The sequence below is a fragment of the Corynebacterium jeikeium genome, from assembly GCA_003955985.1.
Lineage (GTDB): Bacteria > Actinomycetota > Actinomycetes > Mycobacteriales > Mycobacteriaceae > Corynebacterium > Corynebacterium jeikeium_D.
Window position 1 is genome coordinate 2010888 of the sequence record CP033784.1, and the last position, 15747, is coordinate 2026634.

Consider the following 15747-nt stretch of genomic DNA (forward strand, 5'->3'; position numbering starts at 1 on the left):
AGTTAGATACTACGGGGTCAACACAAAAAATAGGCTTAGCTCGTTCTGTCTAGACGGAACTAGCTTTAACGAAGCCCCATGGAAGCGGTACAAGCGGGCCATGCGCCCCAACCCTGGCCAGCCTGGACACGCTCAGCGACAGCAATCTGCTGCTCGCGGGAAGCCTGCGATGCACGCGGTGCATACTCAGTACCGCCGTAAGCTGCCCAAGTGGAATCGGTGAACTGCAGACCACCGGAGAAACCGTTACCGGTATCGATAGCCCAGTCGCCGCCGGACTCACACTGAGCCAGCTGATCCCACACGCCGTAGCCGGCAGCCGGAGCTGCAATGCGGGACTTAGTGCCCTGGCGGATAGTGGAGATACCCGGAGCCTTTAGCTCCTTTTCTTCCAGGACCTCGCGTCCGAGCTCTTCACCGTCGCGAGAGGTGACCTTGACCTGACGCTCTACCTGGCCCGGTTCACCTTCCTGCTCAACGATGCGCTCATCTTCGAACATCGAATCATCTTCAATGATGTTCTCGTGAGCTGGAATCTCCTCAGTCTCGGTGATGGTCTTATCAATCAGACGAGACAGAGCGATGCGCATCCCCTCGGTGACCGGAGCATCCAGACCCGGCTCGACGGTGTCATCTTCACGCAGTTCAATGCCACGCTGAGCCAGCACATCTCCGACGGTCATAGCCGGGACGGTCAGGTCGATGTCCTTGGCATCGTCGTGAAGCACAATATTCTTGGCACGAACGACGTCGAGTTCGACCCCCTTAGCGGAAATCTCGCCCTTCTCGACCTCGACCTTGTCCTTATCGGAGATGAGCCCCTGCTTCTTCAGACCTTCAATCAGCTCATCGGTAGTGATGGCATTGGTCTTGTGCTCCTGCGGCTTGCCATCGACAATCATCGTGACTGGCTTGGCAGAGCGGTAGACCAGCTTGCCGCCGTCCGTGAGATCGCCCTGACGCTGAACCAGGTCGCCACCGGTGGTTTCGACACCAGCCTTCTGCAGAATGGCCTTGTCATCCTTGGACCAGGTTGCGATTTGCTCGACCTTGCCGTCGATTTCGACGGTGATGGTGTCATAGTTGGATGCTGCGACAGTACCACCCAGAGCAACAGCAGCGACCAGACCGCCTGCGGCAATCTTGGACGAAGTGGAAACTCCGTCGTTAGCACGATTGAGATGACGCTTCTTCGCAGCACTCACGGGGTTCGTCACAGCCTTTCGGAGGATGGGGCAGCTAGCAAATGAAAGAAATACAGTTTGTAACAGTACGGTAAAGATTCAGTGTTGTCTAAAATATATCGATAAAAGTGACGGGAAATACAACAAACCGCCCCGGCTGCATTTCCACAGCTCAGGGGCGACAATACGCCAGCACGTGCTTAAATGCCGTACACCCGACGTGCGTTATCCGTCAAAATCTGTGCCATCTCCTCCGCCCCGATTTCTCGGGCCGCGGCCATCGCACGCGCCTGATGACCGATAAAAGTGGACTCGTTGCGCGCACCTCGGAAAGGCTCCGCGGTCATGTACGGGGCATCGGTTTCCACCAGCAGCTGCTCCGCCGGCGCCTCAGCCACAGCCTGCCGCAGGTAATCATTGCGTTTGAAGGTCACGTTGCCAGTAAAACTCAGCAGGTAACCACGTGTAATGGCCTCGCGGGCAACCTCGATGGGCGAGGAGAAACAGTGCAAAATAACCGTATTGTCATAGCCGTCCAGCGCCGCCATCAGGTCTTCATCGGCGTCGCGGTTATGAATCATCAACGGCTTGCCGACGGTTGCTGCGAGCTCCATATGCCACTGCAACGCAGCCAGCTGTTCGCTCTTCGACGCGCAGCCGTCGAGGGAATCCAGCCAGTACCAATCCAATCCCGTCTCCCCCACGGCCACAACCCTGGGGTCGGCAGCCATTTCGGTTAAGCGGGCCTTGGCGTCGTCGTCAAGCTCGTGCGCGCGCGTCGGATGGATGGCGGCGGCGGCCCAGACGTTGGGGTGCGCGTGCGCGGCGGCAAAGGCCAGTTCGGTTTCCGGCATGCCGTCGCCGACCGTGCAGACTCCGACGACGCCCGCTGCGGCGGCCCGGTCCATGAGAGCCGCAATCTCCTCCGGAGTTTGCGCCCCACAGGACGCGAGATGCGTGTGGGCGTCAAACAGCGGAGTGAGATACTCCGCGGGTTCTGCAATCTTGCGTTTGCGCTTTCCCATACCTCTACTGTGCCCCTACTTCACCTGTGCCCACTCAGGGCCGTGCTCAGCCAACTCAGCGTCGAGCTTGGTGAAAATCGGCTTCGGCTTGGCCAGCGCCGTACCCGGCTCAATGTCGAAGCGACGCCAGGCGGCCTTCTGATTGACGTAGTCACCAGTGATGATTGGGTAGCTCCTGCCCTCTGCCGGCAGGTCTGCGCCGACCGGTTCGACCGGCATGTCGTCCTGGACTTCCTGCACTTCCGGCATTGCGGCCCAGATGCCCTCGCCGCCCAGGGTCTCGAAGACCTTCTGCGCGCTTTCCGGCAGGTACGGGGTCAGCAGGACATTGGCGTCGCTGACTACCTGCAGTGCTGTCCACAGCACGGTGGCCAGGCGCTCGCGCTGAGACTCATCCTTGGCTAGCTTCCACGGCTCCTGCGCAGCAATGTAGGCGTTGGCCTCTCCGACCAGGTGCATTGCGGCAGTGATACCAGCGCGGAAGCGGGACAGTGCGAGTGCGTCGCCGACCTCGGCGAAGGAACGCTCAGCCAGGTCGAGCAGTTCACGGTCAGCGTCAGTGAGTTCGCCCGGAGTTGGCACCTCACCGAAGTTCTTGAAAGCCATGGACACGGTGCGGTTGACCAGGTTGCCCCAGGAGTTGGCCAGCTCGTTATTCACACGGCGGACGAACTCATCCCAGGTGAAGTCGGTGTCCTGGTTCTCCGGGCCTGCCATTGCGATGAAGTAGCGCAGCGGATCCGGGCCGAACTCCGCTAGGAAGTCCTTCACATAGATGACAACGCCCTTGGAAGAGGAGAACTTCGAGCCTGACATGGTCAGGTACTCCGAGGAGACGACCTCCGTCGGCAGGTTCAACTCACCGAGCTCCCCGACCTCGCCCCCGCGGGAGCCCTCGCCACGGTAGCCCAGCAGCTCAGCCGGCCAAATCTGGGAGTGGAAAGTGATGTTGTCCTTGCCCATGAAGTAGTAAGACAGCGCCTCCGGGTCATTCCACCACTTACGCCACGCTTCCGGGTCGCCAATGCGCCAGGCCCACTCGATGGAAGCGGATAGGTAACCGACGACAGCGTCGAACCAAACGTAGAGTTTCTTGGTTCCGTTTTCCGACCAGCCCTCCAGCGGAATCGGAACACCCCAGTCAATGTCACGGCTCATTGCGCGTGGACGGATGTCCTTCAGGATGTTCAGGGAGAATTTCAGTACATTTGGGCGCCAGTCCTTGCGCTCTTGAAGCCACTCGGTCAAGGCCTCTGCCAGCGCTGGCAGGTCTAGCAGGAAGTGCTCAGTTTCAACGAACTTCGGGGTCTCGCCGTTGATTTTCGACACCGGATCGATCAGATCGGCCGGGTCAAGCTGGTTACCGCAGTTGTCACACTGATCACCGCGGGCACCGGACGCACCACAGATTGGGCAGGTACCTTCGATGTAACGATCCGGCAGCGTCCGACCTGTCGACGGGGAAATCGCACCCATCGTGGTCTGCTTGACCATGTAACCGTTTTCGTAGAGCCCGCGGAAGAGCTCCTGGACAATCGCGTAGTGGTTGCGCGTGGTAGTGCGCGTAAACAGGTCGTAGGAAAGCCCCAAACCCGCGAGGTCCTGCACAATCTGGCGGTTGTAACGGTCGGCCAATTCCTGGACAGAAACGCCTTCCTTCTCCGCTTGCACAAGCAGCGGCGTGCCATGCTCATCAGTACCGGAGACCATCAGCACGTCATTGCCAATCATTCGCTGGTAGCGAGCGAAAACGTCCGAGGGGACTCCGAAACCTGCAACATGGCCGATATGTCGCGGACCGTTAGCGTACGGCCACGCAACTGCTGTGAAAATGCGAGACATATCTAACAGGGTAATAGATGACCTGCCATCGCGATGAACTGTGCCCCTTACGGAGTCCTCATGAAGTCCACATGAACTGTCCCCTACCATCATCGCACGCATGCGCAGTCACTACGCTTATGTCCTATGTCCACTCGGTCTACCTCCTCCGGCTCGGCTGCTGACTTCACTTCGCGTGCGACCACTGCGCTGGCGCGTCTTATCGCTGCCGGTCATCGTCCCGCCGCGCTCATCGGCTCCTGGTTCGGTTATCGCGCGGTTCTCGCCGCCAACGTCGAGCTCACTGCCTGCGAGTCGGCAGCGCTTTTCACCATCCCCGACCCCGATGCGTGGATCTTTGGGTTCCGCCCCTACTCCGGCACCAGCGCGCACGGGGTCGCTACCTGCGTCGCGTTGCTTGCCGACGACGGCACGTGGCATTTCGACGGCCCCGGCACCGGTGACCCCTTCAATCCGGATTTCCAAGCCCTTCAGGAGGCCATCAACTACTCGCACGAAGACACGCGTGCCGACGCGCTCCCCGCGGCCACACCACTGGAGTGGGATCAGGGCGACCGAGAACACCACCAGCTTGCGGTGGAGAACTGTAAGGAGGCAATTGCCGCAGGCGAGGTGTACCAAACCTGCATTTCCACACGCTTTCACGCGGAGCTGGCAGCGAGCGACTCTGCACTAGCCCACGCCGGTGCGTGGTTTTCCTCCCGCGTGGCGCGGTATCAGCCGGCTCGAGCAGCATTCTTGCCCGGCAACCTCGACGCTGGAATTCCAATCCTGGCCTCGCTGAGTCCCGAGGAGTTCCTCATCCGCGCAGGCACAAGCGTGACTGAAACTCCCATCAAAGGCACGATTCCCGCTGGCCGGCCCCCGAACGAGTTATTGCGCAGCGACAAGGATGTCGCCGAGAACATCATGATTGTCGACCTGGTGCGCCATGACCTCGGTCAAGTTGCCAAGACCGGCACCGTGAAGGTCACAGACCTGCTCAGTGTGCGTCCGGCACCGGGCGTGTGGCACCTCTTTTCCACAGTTTCCGCGGAACTTCCCGATCAGCTCAGCCACGCTGAACTAATCGAAGCCTGCTTCCCACCGGCCTCAGTCACCGGTACACCGAAGCTGCGAGCAATTGAGCTTCTGCGCGAGTGGGAACCCGAACCCCGTGGCGCTCACTGCGGCGCGATTGGTGCGGCCCACGGTGATGCACTTGAGCTCAATGTCGGTATTCGTACCGCTGAGTACACAAAAGACCCGAACTCGGGGAGAGTTCGGGTCGAAGCTGGCATCGGCGGTGGCATCACCATCGGGTCTACACCCGAGGGCGAATGGGCCGAGATTGAGGCCAAGGCCGCACCGCTGCTGTTGGAAAGCTAGTTGCGCAATTTACGAGCACGGCGGCGCTCGCGCTGTTCGGCCGCTTCCGCCAAGCGGCGCTCACGAGCCATGCGCAGGGCAAACTGACGCTGTTCCTTGTCATCGAGGTACATCGGATCGTCGGAAAGCCCCTTAACCAGCGAAACCATCAGCGCCAAGATAACAATGACGAACGGGCTTGCCGCCAAAATGGTGATGTTCTGCAGGTTCGACAGGGCATCGCTGCCACCGGTGACCAATAGGACGATGGCAATCAGAGCGGTGAAAATACCCCACATAGCAGTGACCGTGCGCGACGCTGTGAGTCGACCGAACTGACTCATGGTACCCATCACCGTGGAGGCGGAGTCTGCCGAGGTAATGAAGAAGGTAGCCAGCAGAATCATTGCGATAGCGGAGGTAATCGCGCCACCCGGCAAGGATTCCAGCAGATTGAACAGCTGACTCTCGGCCGAACCGTCACCGTAGATGGACGCACCCTGCTGCTCGTGGGTAATGGCGGTGCCACCAAAGATGGAGAACCACACTGCAGAGACAATCGACGGAACGGCGACGACGGTGAAGACGAACTCACGGATAGTACGGCCGCGAGAAATACGTGCGATGAACATACCGACAAACGGCGACCATGAGATCCACCAGGCCCAGTAGAAAATTGTCCAGGAAGAGAGCCATTCACCGGCGGTGCCGTCAGCGGAAGCACTGGAGCGGGAGGCCATCTCAAAGAAGGAATCCAGGTAGCTGCCAATAGAGGTCGGAATCAGGTTCAGAATCACCACGGTAGGGCCGAGGACCAACACCAGCAGAGCCAGCAGACCTGCGGCAACCATGTTGAAGTTCGAGATGTACTGAATTCCCTTGCCCACGCCCGACAGTGCAGAGACCAAGAAGGCACAGCCCAGAACGAGAATAAGACCAATCCACAAAGGTGCGCCCTTGATGGCGTTGAACCCGTTGATTTCCAAACCGGCGGAAATCTGAAGTACGCCCACACCGAGAGAGGCTGCCGTACCGAAGACGGTGGCAAAAATCGCAAGCGCGTCGATAAGCTTGCCCAACCGCCCCTCAGCGCGACGCGCGCCGATGAGCGGGATGAACGCCGCCGAAATCAGCTGCTTTCGGCCGAGGCGGTAGGTCGAGTAAGCAATTGCGAGACCGACGATGGCGTAGAGCGACCACGGGTGCAGAGTCCAGTGGAACATCGTCGAAGCCATGGCGGTACCGACTTCCTTCGGCTGGTGGCCCGGCACGCCATCGCGATAGAAGGTCAGCGGCTCAGCGACACCGTAGAACATCAGACCGATGCCCATACCGGCGGCGAACATCATCGCAATCCAGCTAGGCGTGGAAAACTCTGGTTTCTCGTTGTCCTTGCCCAAGCGGATGTGACCGAACTTGGAAATCGCGATGGACACAATGAAGAAGACAAAGACGGTACTGGCCAAGATAAACAGCCAGCCGATGTTCTCCACGACCCAGTTCAGAGAGCTAGATGCAAACGTCGAGAAACTATCCGGCCACGCCAGGCCCCAGACGATGATTGCCAGAATTGCGACAACGGCGGGGATGGTAACCCCGAGGTTCACGGGAGCGTGAGAATCGTCGGCCCTGACTTCGCCGACGACTGACTCCCCTACTTCTTGTTGTATTTCATGCTCTGGTGGATTCGTCATTCCTCCACCATGTCCACCATTGACCTGGGATTTCAACTCAGGATGTGGATTCTCTCAGGTTTTCCTCATTTCCCGTCTGAATTACAAAACTCCCAATAACGACGTTTCCCCTGTTCACCGTCGGGTGCCGAGGAATTTTCCGCCACAAAGTAACAATCAGTTAACGATTTTCGTCCCGAGCTGCTAAAACGGCCTGGTAGAGATCTCGATGCTTCGTCATTCCCGCCTCTGCTGCAACCTGCTTCGCGGCATCCTTCAGTCGCATGCCATCAGCCACGAGCTCCTCCACGCGGTCAACCAAGCCCTCCGTGGATACCTCCGTTGCCTGCTGCCCCGCGCCTTCAATCACCACCGTAATTTCGCCGCGGACACCTTCCTCCGCCCACGCAGCCAGCTCTCCCAGCGTCGCACGGCGAGTCTCTTCAAAACGCTTGGTCAGCTCACGGCTTACCGACGCGCGCCGCTCCTCACCCAAAATCTCCGCGGCATCGGCCAACGTAACAGCCAACCGATGCGGCGACTCAAAGAAACAACAGGCCCGCTTCTCTGTCTTCAGTGATTCCAGCCAGATCCGGCGCGCCCCCTGTTTACGAGGTGCAAAACCATCGAAGCAAAAGTGGCCGACGCCCAACCCGCTGAGAGCCAATGCGGTAGTCACCGCGCTCGGCCCCGGTACGCAGGACACGGGCACGCCCGCGTCGTGAGCAGCCGCCACCACAGCCAGGCCAGGATCCGACACCACCGGCATCCCCGCATCGGTCACCACAATGACTTTCTGTCCCGCCTTCGCCGCCTGAATCAGCGACTCAGTGCGGCTCTCTTCGTTGTGATCGAAGTTTGAAACAAACTTCCCCTTGGGGGAAATGCCCAGCGCTGTGGCCAGGTTGCGTGCTCGCCTGGTGTCTTCCGCGGCGATGATATCGGCGTCGATAAGCGCACCGCGCAAGCGGTCGGAGGCATCGGCGATATTGCCCAGCGGCGTTGCCACCAGAGTGATGCCAGGGGCCAGCGTCATTGCCTCGCTAAGAGGCGCGTTCTCGTGCGGTTGGAAGTTCGATGCCGAATGCGTCATGATTCCATAGCTTAAACTGACATTCGTGACCGATGCCGCTTTAACCCCACCACCGGAAACCGAGCGCCGCGCGAAAAAGCGTTTCCTGCGCCCGATTCCCCCGGTGCCCTCGCTGCCGCCACTGCGGCGGTGGGACAAATGGGATACCGCCACTTTTGTGGTTCTCGGAATCGTCGCAGCGCTAACCCGTTTCATCGGGCTTGCTGCCAAGACCGACAATGGCACCCCGCTCTTCGATGAAAAGCACTATGTGCCGCAAGCATGGCAGATTCTGGAGTCCACCCGCGACCCCATCTCGTCTGGCATTGAGGACAATCCCGGCTACGGTCTGATTGTGCATCCGCCAGTGGCCAAGCAGGTCATCGCCGTGGGCGAATGGATCTTCGGTTACTCACCAATGGGCTGGCGGTTTATGTCGGCGGTGTGTGGCACGCTGGTCATACTGCTGCTCATGGACATCGTCCGACGCATCTCTCGCGGCTCGCGGTTGGCAGTGGGTATCGCTGGTCTCTATGCGCTTGCCGACGGAGTGCTGTTTGTCTCCTCCCGGGTCGGCATGCTGGACATGATTCAGACCTTCTTCATCACTGCGGCCGCGTGGGCACTTCTCATCGACCAGGTCGATGCCCGCAAGCGCCTGGAATCCGCCACGGAGCTAGGTAGTTTCGGCCCCTATCTCAGTTATCGCTGGTGGCGACTGCTCGCCGGCATCATGCTGGGGCTTGCCACCGGGGTGAAGTGGTCCGGTCTGTACTACATGGCCGCATTCGGCCTGTGGTCCGTTTTCACGGATTTGGTGTCACGCAAGAATGCCGGTGCGGACAAGCCCGTGCTCGGCGCACTCGCCCGCGATACCGCCCCGGCGTTGCGTGATCTGGTGGTGGTTCCGCTGGGCGTTTACTTCTTAAGTTGGCGTTCTTGGTTCGCCGAAGAAACGTCGGTCTATCGCCATGTCTCGCCCGAAGACCGCGATACGGGACTCCCCGGCACCGGCTGGCTTCCCGAGGCCGTGCAGAACTACCTGCACTACCAGAACAGCGTGCTGAAGTTCCACGCCGAGCTGACCACCTCTAATGGCCACAAACACCCTTGGGAGTCCAAGCCCTGGGAGTGGCTGGTGAGTTGGCGGCCAATGCTCTACTACTCCACCGAAACCACCTGCAGTGACGGCCAGGAGTGCAAGGGCTGGATGATGCTCTTTGGCACCCCGCCCATCTGGTGGTTGCTGGTCCCCGTGGTCCTGTGGGCCACATGGCGCTGGCTCGGCCGCCGCGACGGCCGCTACGCGCTGCCAGTCATCGGGTTCCTCGCCTCGTGGCTGCCGTGGGTCATCGGCTACGACCGTCAGATGTACTTCTTCTACGCCACCGCGCTGATTCCATTCGTACTCATCGCCTTTGCTCTGCTTGCCGACGATCTCTCACACTGGCGGCCCCGCGGTAAGCCGGTGGGGTTGGTAATCGTTGGCACGCACGCCGCACTAGTGGTGGCCGCGTTTGTGTTCTGGCTGCCGATTTTGACCGGCTACCCGCTGCCTCTCAACCACTTTGACTGGCGGTTCTGGTTGCCGTCCTGGAGCTAGTCCCGCTGTGGCGGCACGCCTGTGACCGGCAACCCGGAGGCGGCTCGCCATGCCTGTGCGATTGCCGTCGGCGTATAACCGCCCAGCCACACAACGGCCAGTGTCAAAGCGGAGACAAACATCAAGGCCAGGCCAGCAATCTCAGATGCTCCCTGGGCGCCGATGAGAATGTCACGAATACCAAAACCAATGCTGAACGTGGCGACGGCACCGTAGACCGGCGCCATGCCCATGGCAGCGCGTGGCCGCCAGGCAGCCCAGAACAATCCCACTGCCAATGCAAGCCGAATTGCCGCAAGCTGGATGGCAAGGCGTGCTCCGAGCTCCATTGGGTCAACAGTGGCAGTGGAACCGTCGATAGGCGCTTCCGTGCTTGTCGCGATTCCTGCACCGCCCTGCGGCTGCGTCGAGGAAAGTCCGAGCGTCATCATGCCGGAGGCGTCGACCAGTGTCGCAATCCCCCAGACCGCCCAGCAAAGGCCCAGTGCAATGAGCACCCCGCGGGCGGTGCCGGCCATGAGCAGCCATGCGCGCTCACGCCGGCGGCGCTCCGGTTCGATGGAGACCAAAATGCGCTCCGAGAGATCATCCGTGGAAATCTCCGGCATACCATCGGCAGGCCCAACCGTAAGGGCGCGGTTCAGCCGCACCGCTCGCTCATACCAAGCTCGGCACTCCTCACAGGCCCCAAGATGGGCATCGATGACTTCATCGGCAATGCTTGCCTGCTCGCCATCGAGACGAGCTGACAATGCTGCGCGAATTTCCTCGCACTCCACGGGGGATCTCCACCGCCTTTAACTCTTAAGGGGGTTGTACCTAATGAGGTCTTACCTGATGAACTGCCTGTCCAAACTGAAACGGCCAGCACCGAAAACGAAAATCATCACCAGACCACCGATGAGCGACATCACAAGCTCTGCACCGTTGTCGCGGATAAACAGGCCATTGCCCAAGTGCATCGACCACCAGGCACCAATCATCTCAATGATGAAGACCATCGCCACCGTCGGTGCCAAGAGTCCCAGAATCAGCAACGCGCCACCGACCAGTTCGACTAGAGCGACAACCCAGACCGTCAAGTGCGCCTGCGGGATATTCGCGGCGACAAAGTAACCGGTCGTCTTGTCGATACCGGTGATAAAAATCTTGTCCCAGCCATGGCAGATGAAGATAATTCCGAGTATCAGGCGGAGAATCACGAGCGCGATATCGCGCATTACCGGTCGATCCATGAGGGACATGCTACCCGACGGCACGGTCAAAACACGGTAGCACTGCGGCTGCGAGAGGCCAGCGACTTTAACATGCAAAAAGGCTTCTCCCAACCCCTCGGGAGAAGCCTTCCGCCAAACACACCCGGTGTGTCATGTCTTAGGTAGTGACATCGTAACAGGCCGAGTTTCTAACAAAAAATCGCGCTGACGTGCTCAGACAACTTTAAGGTTGTTCTACGGCTCAGCTCACAGGACTAGCTCACACGAGCCTGTGGCATTTCGTCATAATCGTCGTCATCAAAGCGGTAGTCAGTGTAGGCCAGATCTGCGAAATCCGGGTCCTCATCATCAAGCTCGACCACTACCGCGCCCGGACGGCGCAGACGCTGTGGAATTCCCAGCTCATCATCCTCGCGGTTACGCACGCCGAGGCGGGCCATCTTCATACGGCGAATTCGGCGAGCCCGCAGTTCCTGCTCTGCACGCACGGTGCGGCGCAGGTTGACCAGATACAGGGTCATCAAGCCGACACCGACCAGTGGAATCCACCAGGTCCAACCACCGGCGAAAGCAGCGATGATGACCGTGACCGCGATGAACGCTGCCAGCCCAGCAACCGAACGGCGGCGGCGGGCAAAGCGAGTCTCAGCGTACTGGGCATCCGAAATCGGATCGAACCCACCACGACCACGGCGCTTCTCAGCGAACGCGTAATCATCTTCGGTCAAGGTGTCATCGACAGCGACTGCGTCATCGTTGGACTCGACACTGTGGTCGCTGTCGTCCTCGACGGTCTCGTCGGGTTCCGCCTGCTCGTCTACGGTGTCTGCTGCCTCTTCAGTCTCAGAGAGAGCCTCAGCGTCCGCGTGCTCAGCGTCAGCCGCGGCACCGGAATCAGCGTCAGATTCAACGGCATCTTCGAACATCAAGTCATCGGCATCGACAAACTGACGGCGAACGTCAACGCTCACATCGGAAGAGGACTCATCTGCACGAACCACGTCACCTTCGGCGGAGGCAACGGCGGAGTCAGATTCAGCATCCTCGTCATTAACGACAGCCTGCAGCGACTGGTCTGCAGACTCATCATCGGACACGTCCATGTCAGAGCGGTCAGAAGACTCAGCAGTGGCTTCCTCGGTAGCGGAATCATCCGCCTGCGGGGTCTCCTCTTCTGCATCTGCCGCTTCCAGCTCGTAGACGATATCGCCGTCAACGACGGCCGGGTCGGCCGCCTCGTCCACGGTGTCGTCGATAAGCACGTCGCTGACATCGAAGTCATCGTCGACCTGCGCGTCAACGGTTTCGAGAGAATCGTCGACTTCTTCGGCTACGCGCACGTCCGACTCCTTAAAAGACGGACGGCGGCGCGTCGTGGCCAACTCCTCGCCACCACGATGCAGCACGCGGGTCTTACCTAGCGCATCGGAAGTACGACGAATCGGCTTGCGCGTATTGACCACCAGCGGGGCCAGCACAAACAGCCACAGTACAACGATGAGTATCAGCAACAGTGAAGTTGACATATTTTGTGTCTCCTTGCGATTTCGCCCGGGGTTTCGCCGTCTCTCCCCGGCCCAAATACGCCACCCACATGCCCTTCCACAGAGGCATTTGCGAAGGCAGTCAGCGTATCTAGAGCGAATTCGCCCAATAGTAGAGTTGTCATCACCCTATCGGCGTGTGTTACTCAGACTACTCAGGCGCGCCGTTGCGGTGGGTATTTCTCCGCCTCTTCATATTGCGCGCGACCACTCGCCACGATGAGGTCCACTGCACTGTCCTCCCCCACCCGCGCATAAGTCAGATGATCGCGCCACGCGCCATCCATATGGAAGGCTTCCCGCGCCACGCCTTCGTACTCGAACCCACAGTTTTCCAGCACGCGTATCGACGGGACATTGCTGTCCAACACAGTCGCTTCAATTCGGTGGACGCCAACTCTCTTGGCATAATCCGACGCCAACGCCACTGCCGCAGTGGCGACCCCTCCACATGTAAAGCCGCTGCCGACCCAGTAGCCAATCCATGCGTGAGCGACGGGGAAAGGTGTAATACCGCCGAGTGTGAGCATGCCAGCGAACTGGCCGTCTACTTCAATGGTGGAGACAATCATGTCTCCCGCAGCCTCTGAACGACGCCAACTGCGCAGGTTACGGCGGAAAACAGAAGCCTTGTGGGCGTTATCCCAGTCGTCCTCGAGGGTTGGCTCCACGGGGCGCAAAATGGGCTCGTCGCGCAGCCGCAGTGTCCGCCATGCAGAGGCATCAGAGCGCTCTGGCACACGCAGGCGGACTCGGCCGCCACTGGTTACTAGACGAGAAGTACGCACAGCAACAATACTCGCGGTAGTGGAGTGAGGTTAGGCCTGGCGCGCCATGAACAGCACGTCAACTACATCTCCCGGACGCACGTGCAGCACGTCTTCCGGAATCACGATGAGGCTGTTGGCTTCCGACATACCGGCCAAAAGATGGGCTTGCGCACCGCCGGAACCTCCCAGCGGCTGCACCATGTATTCGCCGGTCTCGCGGTCACGCATGAGCTGGCCACGGATGTAGCCACGGCGCTTCTCCGCCGACTCGATCGGGCCGACAGCACGAGCGGTGACAGCGCGGCGGCGGGGATTGCGCTTCCCCAACGCCAGTCGGATGAGGGGACGAACCATGACCTCAAAAACGACCAATGCGCCGACCGGATTCGACGGCAGGAGGAACGTTGGAATCTTGTCATCTCCCAGCAGACCAAAGCCCTGGACTGAACCAGGATGCATAGCGATGCGGGAAACATCAACCTCGCCCAATTCAGCCAGCACACGGCGAATCTGCTCACCCGCGGCACCGCCGACAGCCCCCGTGATGACCAAGAGCTCACTGCGAATGAGCTGGCCTTCGATGATTTCCCGGATGCGGCGGGGCTCACCGGTGGCAATACCCACTCGGTGTACCTCAGCCCCAGCATCGCGGCCGGCTGCAGCCAGCGCGTAGGAGTTGACGTCGTAGACCTGACCGAGCCCCGGTGTGCGGTCAACATCGACCAACTCATTACCAATGGAAATCACGGACATACGTGGCTTGGGGTGCACCAAAACCTTCGAACGCCCCACCGCTGCCAGCAATCCAACCTGTGACGGCGAAATCACCGAGTCCAAGGACACCGCCACGTCACCCGGCTGCACGTCGTCACCGACCTTGCGCACAAAGTCACCGGAGTAGACCGGATGGAGAACATTAACTCGACGGCCACCGCGGTCGGTCCAGTTTAGGGGCACGACGGCGTCGGCAAGCGATGGCAGCGGCGCACCAGTTTGTACGCGCACGGCCTGCTTCGGCTGGAGACGCATCGGGTGGTGAGAGCCGGCTGTCACCTCACCGACAACAGGCAGCTCGACCTCGCGAAAATCAACATCACTCTGACGCGCATCCGGAGGTAAAGAACCAGATTCGCCGACGATATCGACAGCGCGCACCGCATAACCATCAATCGCTGACTGCACGAATCCCGGCAACGGCTGCTCTGCGATGACATCTTCAGCGCACAGCATGCCGAGGGATTCCGAAATAGCAACGCGCACAGGATCAGGCATCACAGCGTGTGCGGTGATTGCCGCCAACTGTTCTTCCACAGAACGCATGTTTTACCTTCCTCGGCACCAACCCGCGGTGCGCTTTATGCTATTCAGCTTCTCAGTACAAGCCTCTATAAAAAGGCTTTAAGCCTGTTCATCCTGCGCCAGACGCTGCTGCATGTAGTCGCGCAGCCCCTCGCCGTAGTCCGGATGCCTGAGTCCAAAGTCTACGCAAGCACGAATGAAGCCACCAGGATTTCCCAGGTCATGGCGGAACCCCTTGTGAACGACCACATGAACCGGATGCCCCTCTTGAATCAGCAGCTCAATTGCATCGGTGAGCTGGTATTCGCCGCCCTTACCGCGCGGGATGCGGCGCAGCGCATCGAAGATGGCGCGATCGAGCAAGTAACGTCCGACTGCAACGAAGTTGGATGGAGCATCCGCAGGGTCCGGCTTTTCCACCATGCCCTTGACTCGCTTCACATCGTCCCAGGCATCAGCGTCGGCCGCGTCAGCACCGAGCTCACCAGACTCCGCCGGGGTGGCGTCCTCAATATCGAAGACACCGTAGTTGTAGACCTCTTCATGAGGAATTTCCAGCGCACACAGCACCGAACCACCAAAGCGCTCGCGCACTTCCGTCATCCGATCCATCACGCCCACTGGGAGCACGAGATCGTCGGGAAGCATGACAGCAACGCTGTCCTCATCGTCTTCGAGCAGCGGCTCTGCGACCAACACCGCATGCCCCAGGCCCAGCGGTCGATCTTGAACAACGGATTCCACGCGAATGACCTCGGTGGCGCGGCGTACCTTCGCTGCAATCTTGTCCTTGCCACGCTCGGCGAGAGTCTGCTCAAGGTCCGGGCGCGGGTCGAAGTGCCCAAGCACGCCATCCTTACTCGGCGCTGTGACAATAGCCAGGCGTTGCGCACCAGTGGCGGCGGCCTCTTCAGCAATCATCTCGATGCCCGGCGTATCAACTACGGGCAGCAATTCTTTCGGCACTGTCTTGGTGGCAGGCAAGAATCGCGTACCCATGCCCGCGGCAGGAACGATGACAGTTCGAACCGGAGTAGTCATGTCCGAACCAGACTCTTTAGACGATGAGACCATAATGGCAACGATACCTATATAACTTCCATTTGCTCGGAGGCTGACCCCGCTTTTTCAACGCATTAATCAGAAATTTTCTCCTGCGCTGACGACAGAG

General features: G+C 59.7%; 13 protein-coding genes. 2 read left to right on the forward strand and 11 right to left on the reverse strand.

Annotated elements, in window-relative coordinates; genetic code table 11:
- Window positions 1-65 precede the first annotated feature (65 nt).
- The 3 genes from EGX79_08860 to EGX79_08870 all read right to left on the reverse strand — a co-directional run bounded on the left by EGX79_08860 (window position 66) and on the right by EGX79_08870 (window position 4051).
- Window positions 66-1205 (reverse strand): resuscitation-promoting factor, encoded by a 1140-nt coding sequence (locus EGX79_08860; GenBank protein AYX82280.1) that lies wholly within the window; start codon window positions 1203-1205, stop codon window positions 66-68.
- 179 nt (window positions 1206-1384) lie between these two features.
- A complete protein-coding gene (locus EGX79_08865) occupies window positions 1385-2209 on the reverse strand; it encodes a TatD family deoxyribonuclease (GenBank protein ID AYX82281.1) in 825 nt (274 codons plus the stop codon).
- A 15-nt stretch (window positions 2210-2224) separates the two neighbouring features.
- Window positions 2225-4051, reverse strand: coding sequence for a methionine--tRNA ligase (locus EGX79_08870; protein AYX82282.1), 1827 nt, complete (start codon window positions 4049-4051; stop codon window positions 2225-2227).
- Window positions 4052-4177: 126 nt separating this feature from the next.
- Between EGX79_08870 and EGX79_08875 the strand changes: the two genes are divergently transcribed.
- Complete coding sequence (locus tag EGX79_08875) at window positions 4178-5419, forward strand: aminodeoxychorismate synthase component I (GenBank protein AYX82283.1); 1242 nt, start codon at window positions 4178-4180, stop codon at window positions 5417-5419.
- Here EGX79_08875 and EGX79_08880 read toward each other — a convergent pair.
- Window positions 5416-7092, reverse strand: a complete 1677-nt coding sequence (locus EGX79_08880; GenBank protein ID AYX82284.1) for a BCCT family transporter — start codon at window positions 7090-7092, stop codon at window positions 5416-5418. The genes EGX79_08875 and EGX79_08880 overlap by 4 nt on opposite strands.
- Before the next feature lie 160 nt (window positions 7093-7252).
- The gene (gene rsmI, locus EGX79_08885) at window positions 7253-8164 is read right to left on the reverse strand and encodes a 16S rRNA (cytidine(1402)-2'-O)-methyltransferase (protein ID AYX82285.1); all 912 of its coding nucleotides are present in this window, start codon (window positions 8162-8164) and stop codon (window positions 7253-7255) included.
- Between the two features lie 25 nt (window positions 8165-8189).
- Here rsmI and EGX79_08890 point away from each other — a divergent pair, with 25 nt between their 5' ends.
- Window positions 8190-9746, forward strand: a complete 1557-nt coding sequence (locus EGX79_08890; protein ID AYX82286.1) for a phospholipid carrier-dependent glycosyltransferase — start codon at window positions 8190-8192, stop codon at window positions 9744-9746.
- Here EGX79_08890 and EGX79_08895 read toward each other — a convergent pair.
- The 6 genes from EGX79_08895 to EGX79_08920 form a co-directional block, all read right to left on the reverse strand.
- Window positions 9743-10525 carry a hypothetical protein gene (locus EGX79_08895; GenBank protein AYX82287.1) on the reverse strand — a complete coding sequence of 261 codons (783 nt, stop codon included), beginning with the start codon at window positions 10523-10525 and terminating at the stop codon, window positions 9743-9745. The two genes, EGX79_08890 and EGX79_08895, sit on opposite strands and share 4 nt — an antisense overlap.
- A 51-nt stretch (window positions 10526-10576) precedes the next feature.
- Complete coding sequence (locus EGX79_08900) at window positions 10577-10966, reverse strand: DoxX family protein (GenBank protein AYX82778.1); 390 nt, start codon at window positions 10964-10966, stop codon at window positions 10577-10579.
- A gap of 251 nt (window positions 10967-11217) precedes the next feature.
- Entirely contained in the window at window positions 11218-12489 is a 1272-nt protein-coding gene (locus EGX79_08905) for a hypothetical protein (GenBank protein AYX82288.1), read from the reverse strand.
- A gap of 173 nt (window positions 12490-12662) precedes the next feature.
- Window positions 12663-13295: an N-acetyltransferase gene (locus EGX79_08910; GenBank protein ID AYX82289.1), complete on the reverse strand. Its 633-nt coding sequence runs from the start codon at window positions 13293-13295 to the stop codon at window positions 12663-12665.
- Between the two features lie 30 nt (window positions 13296-13325).
- Entirely contained in the window at window positions 13326-14597 is a 1272-nt protein-coding gene (locus EGX79_08915) for a molybdopterin molybdenumtransferase MoeA (protein AYX82290.1), read from the reverse strand.
- Window positions 14598-14675: 78 nt separating this feature from the next.
- The gene (locus EGX79_08920; GenBank protein ID AYX82291.1) at window positions 14676-15650 is read right to left on the reverse strand and encodes a UTP--glucose-1-phosphate uridylyltransferase; all 975 of its coding nucleotides are present in this window, start codon (window positions 15648-15650) and stop codon (window positions 14676-14678) included.
- Between the last annotated feature and the right edge of the window lie 97 nt (window positions 15651-15747).

Bases quoted from the DNA above. Each gene is read 5' to 3' on its own strand.
- EGX79_08865 (AYX82281.1), bottom strand. From the start codon at position 2,209: ATGGGAAAGCGCAAACGCAAGATTGCAGAACCCGCGGAGTATCTCACT.
- EGX79_08880 (AYX82284.1), bottom strand. From the start codon at position 7,092: ATGACGAATCCACCAGAGCATGAAATACAACAAGAAGTAGGGGAGTCA.
- EGX79_08905 (AYX82288.1), bottom strand. From the start codon at position 12,489: ATGTCAACTTCACTGTTGCTGATACTCATCGTTGTACTGTGGCTGTTT.
- rsmI (AYX82285.1), bottom strand. From the start codon at position 8,164: ATGACGCATTCGGCATCGAACTTCCAACCGCACGAGAACGCGCCTCTT.
- EGX79_08870 (AYX82282.1), bottom strand. From the start codon at position 4,051: ATGTCTCGCATTTTCACAGCAGTTGCGTGGCCGTACGCTAACGGTCCG.
- EGX79_08900 (AYX82778.1), bottom strand. From the start codon at position 10,966: ATGCGCGATATCGCGCTCGTGATTCTCCGCCTGATACTCGGAATTATC.
- EGX79_08920 (AYX82291.1), bottom strand. From the start codon at position 15,650: ATGGTCTCATCGTCTAAAGAGTCTGGTTCGGACATGACTACTCCGGTT.
- EGX79_08875 (AYX82283.1), top strand. From the start codon at position 4,178: ATGTCCACTCGGTCTACCTCCTCCGGCTCGGCTGCTGACTTCACTTCG.
- EGX79_08915 (AYX82290.1), bottom strand. From the start codon at position 14,597: ATGCGTTCTGTGGAAGAACAGTTGGCGGCAATCACCGCACACGCTGTG.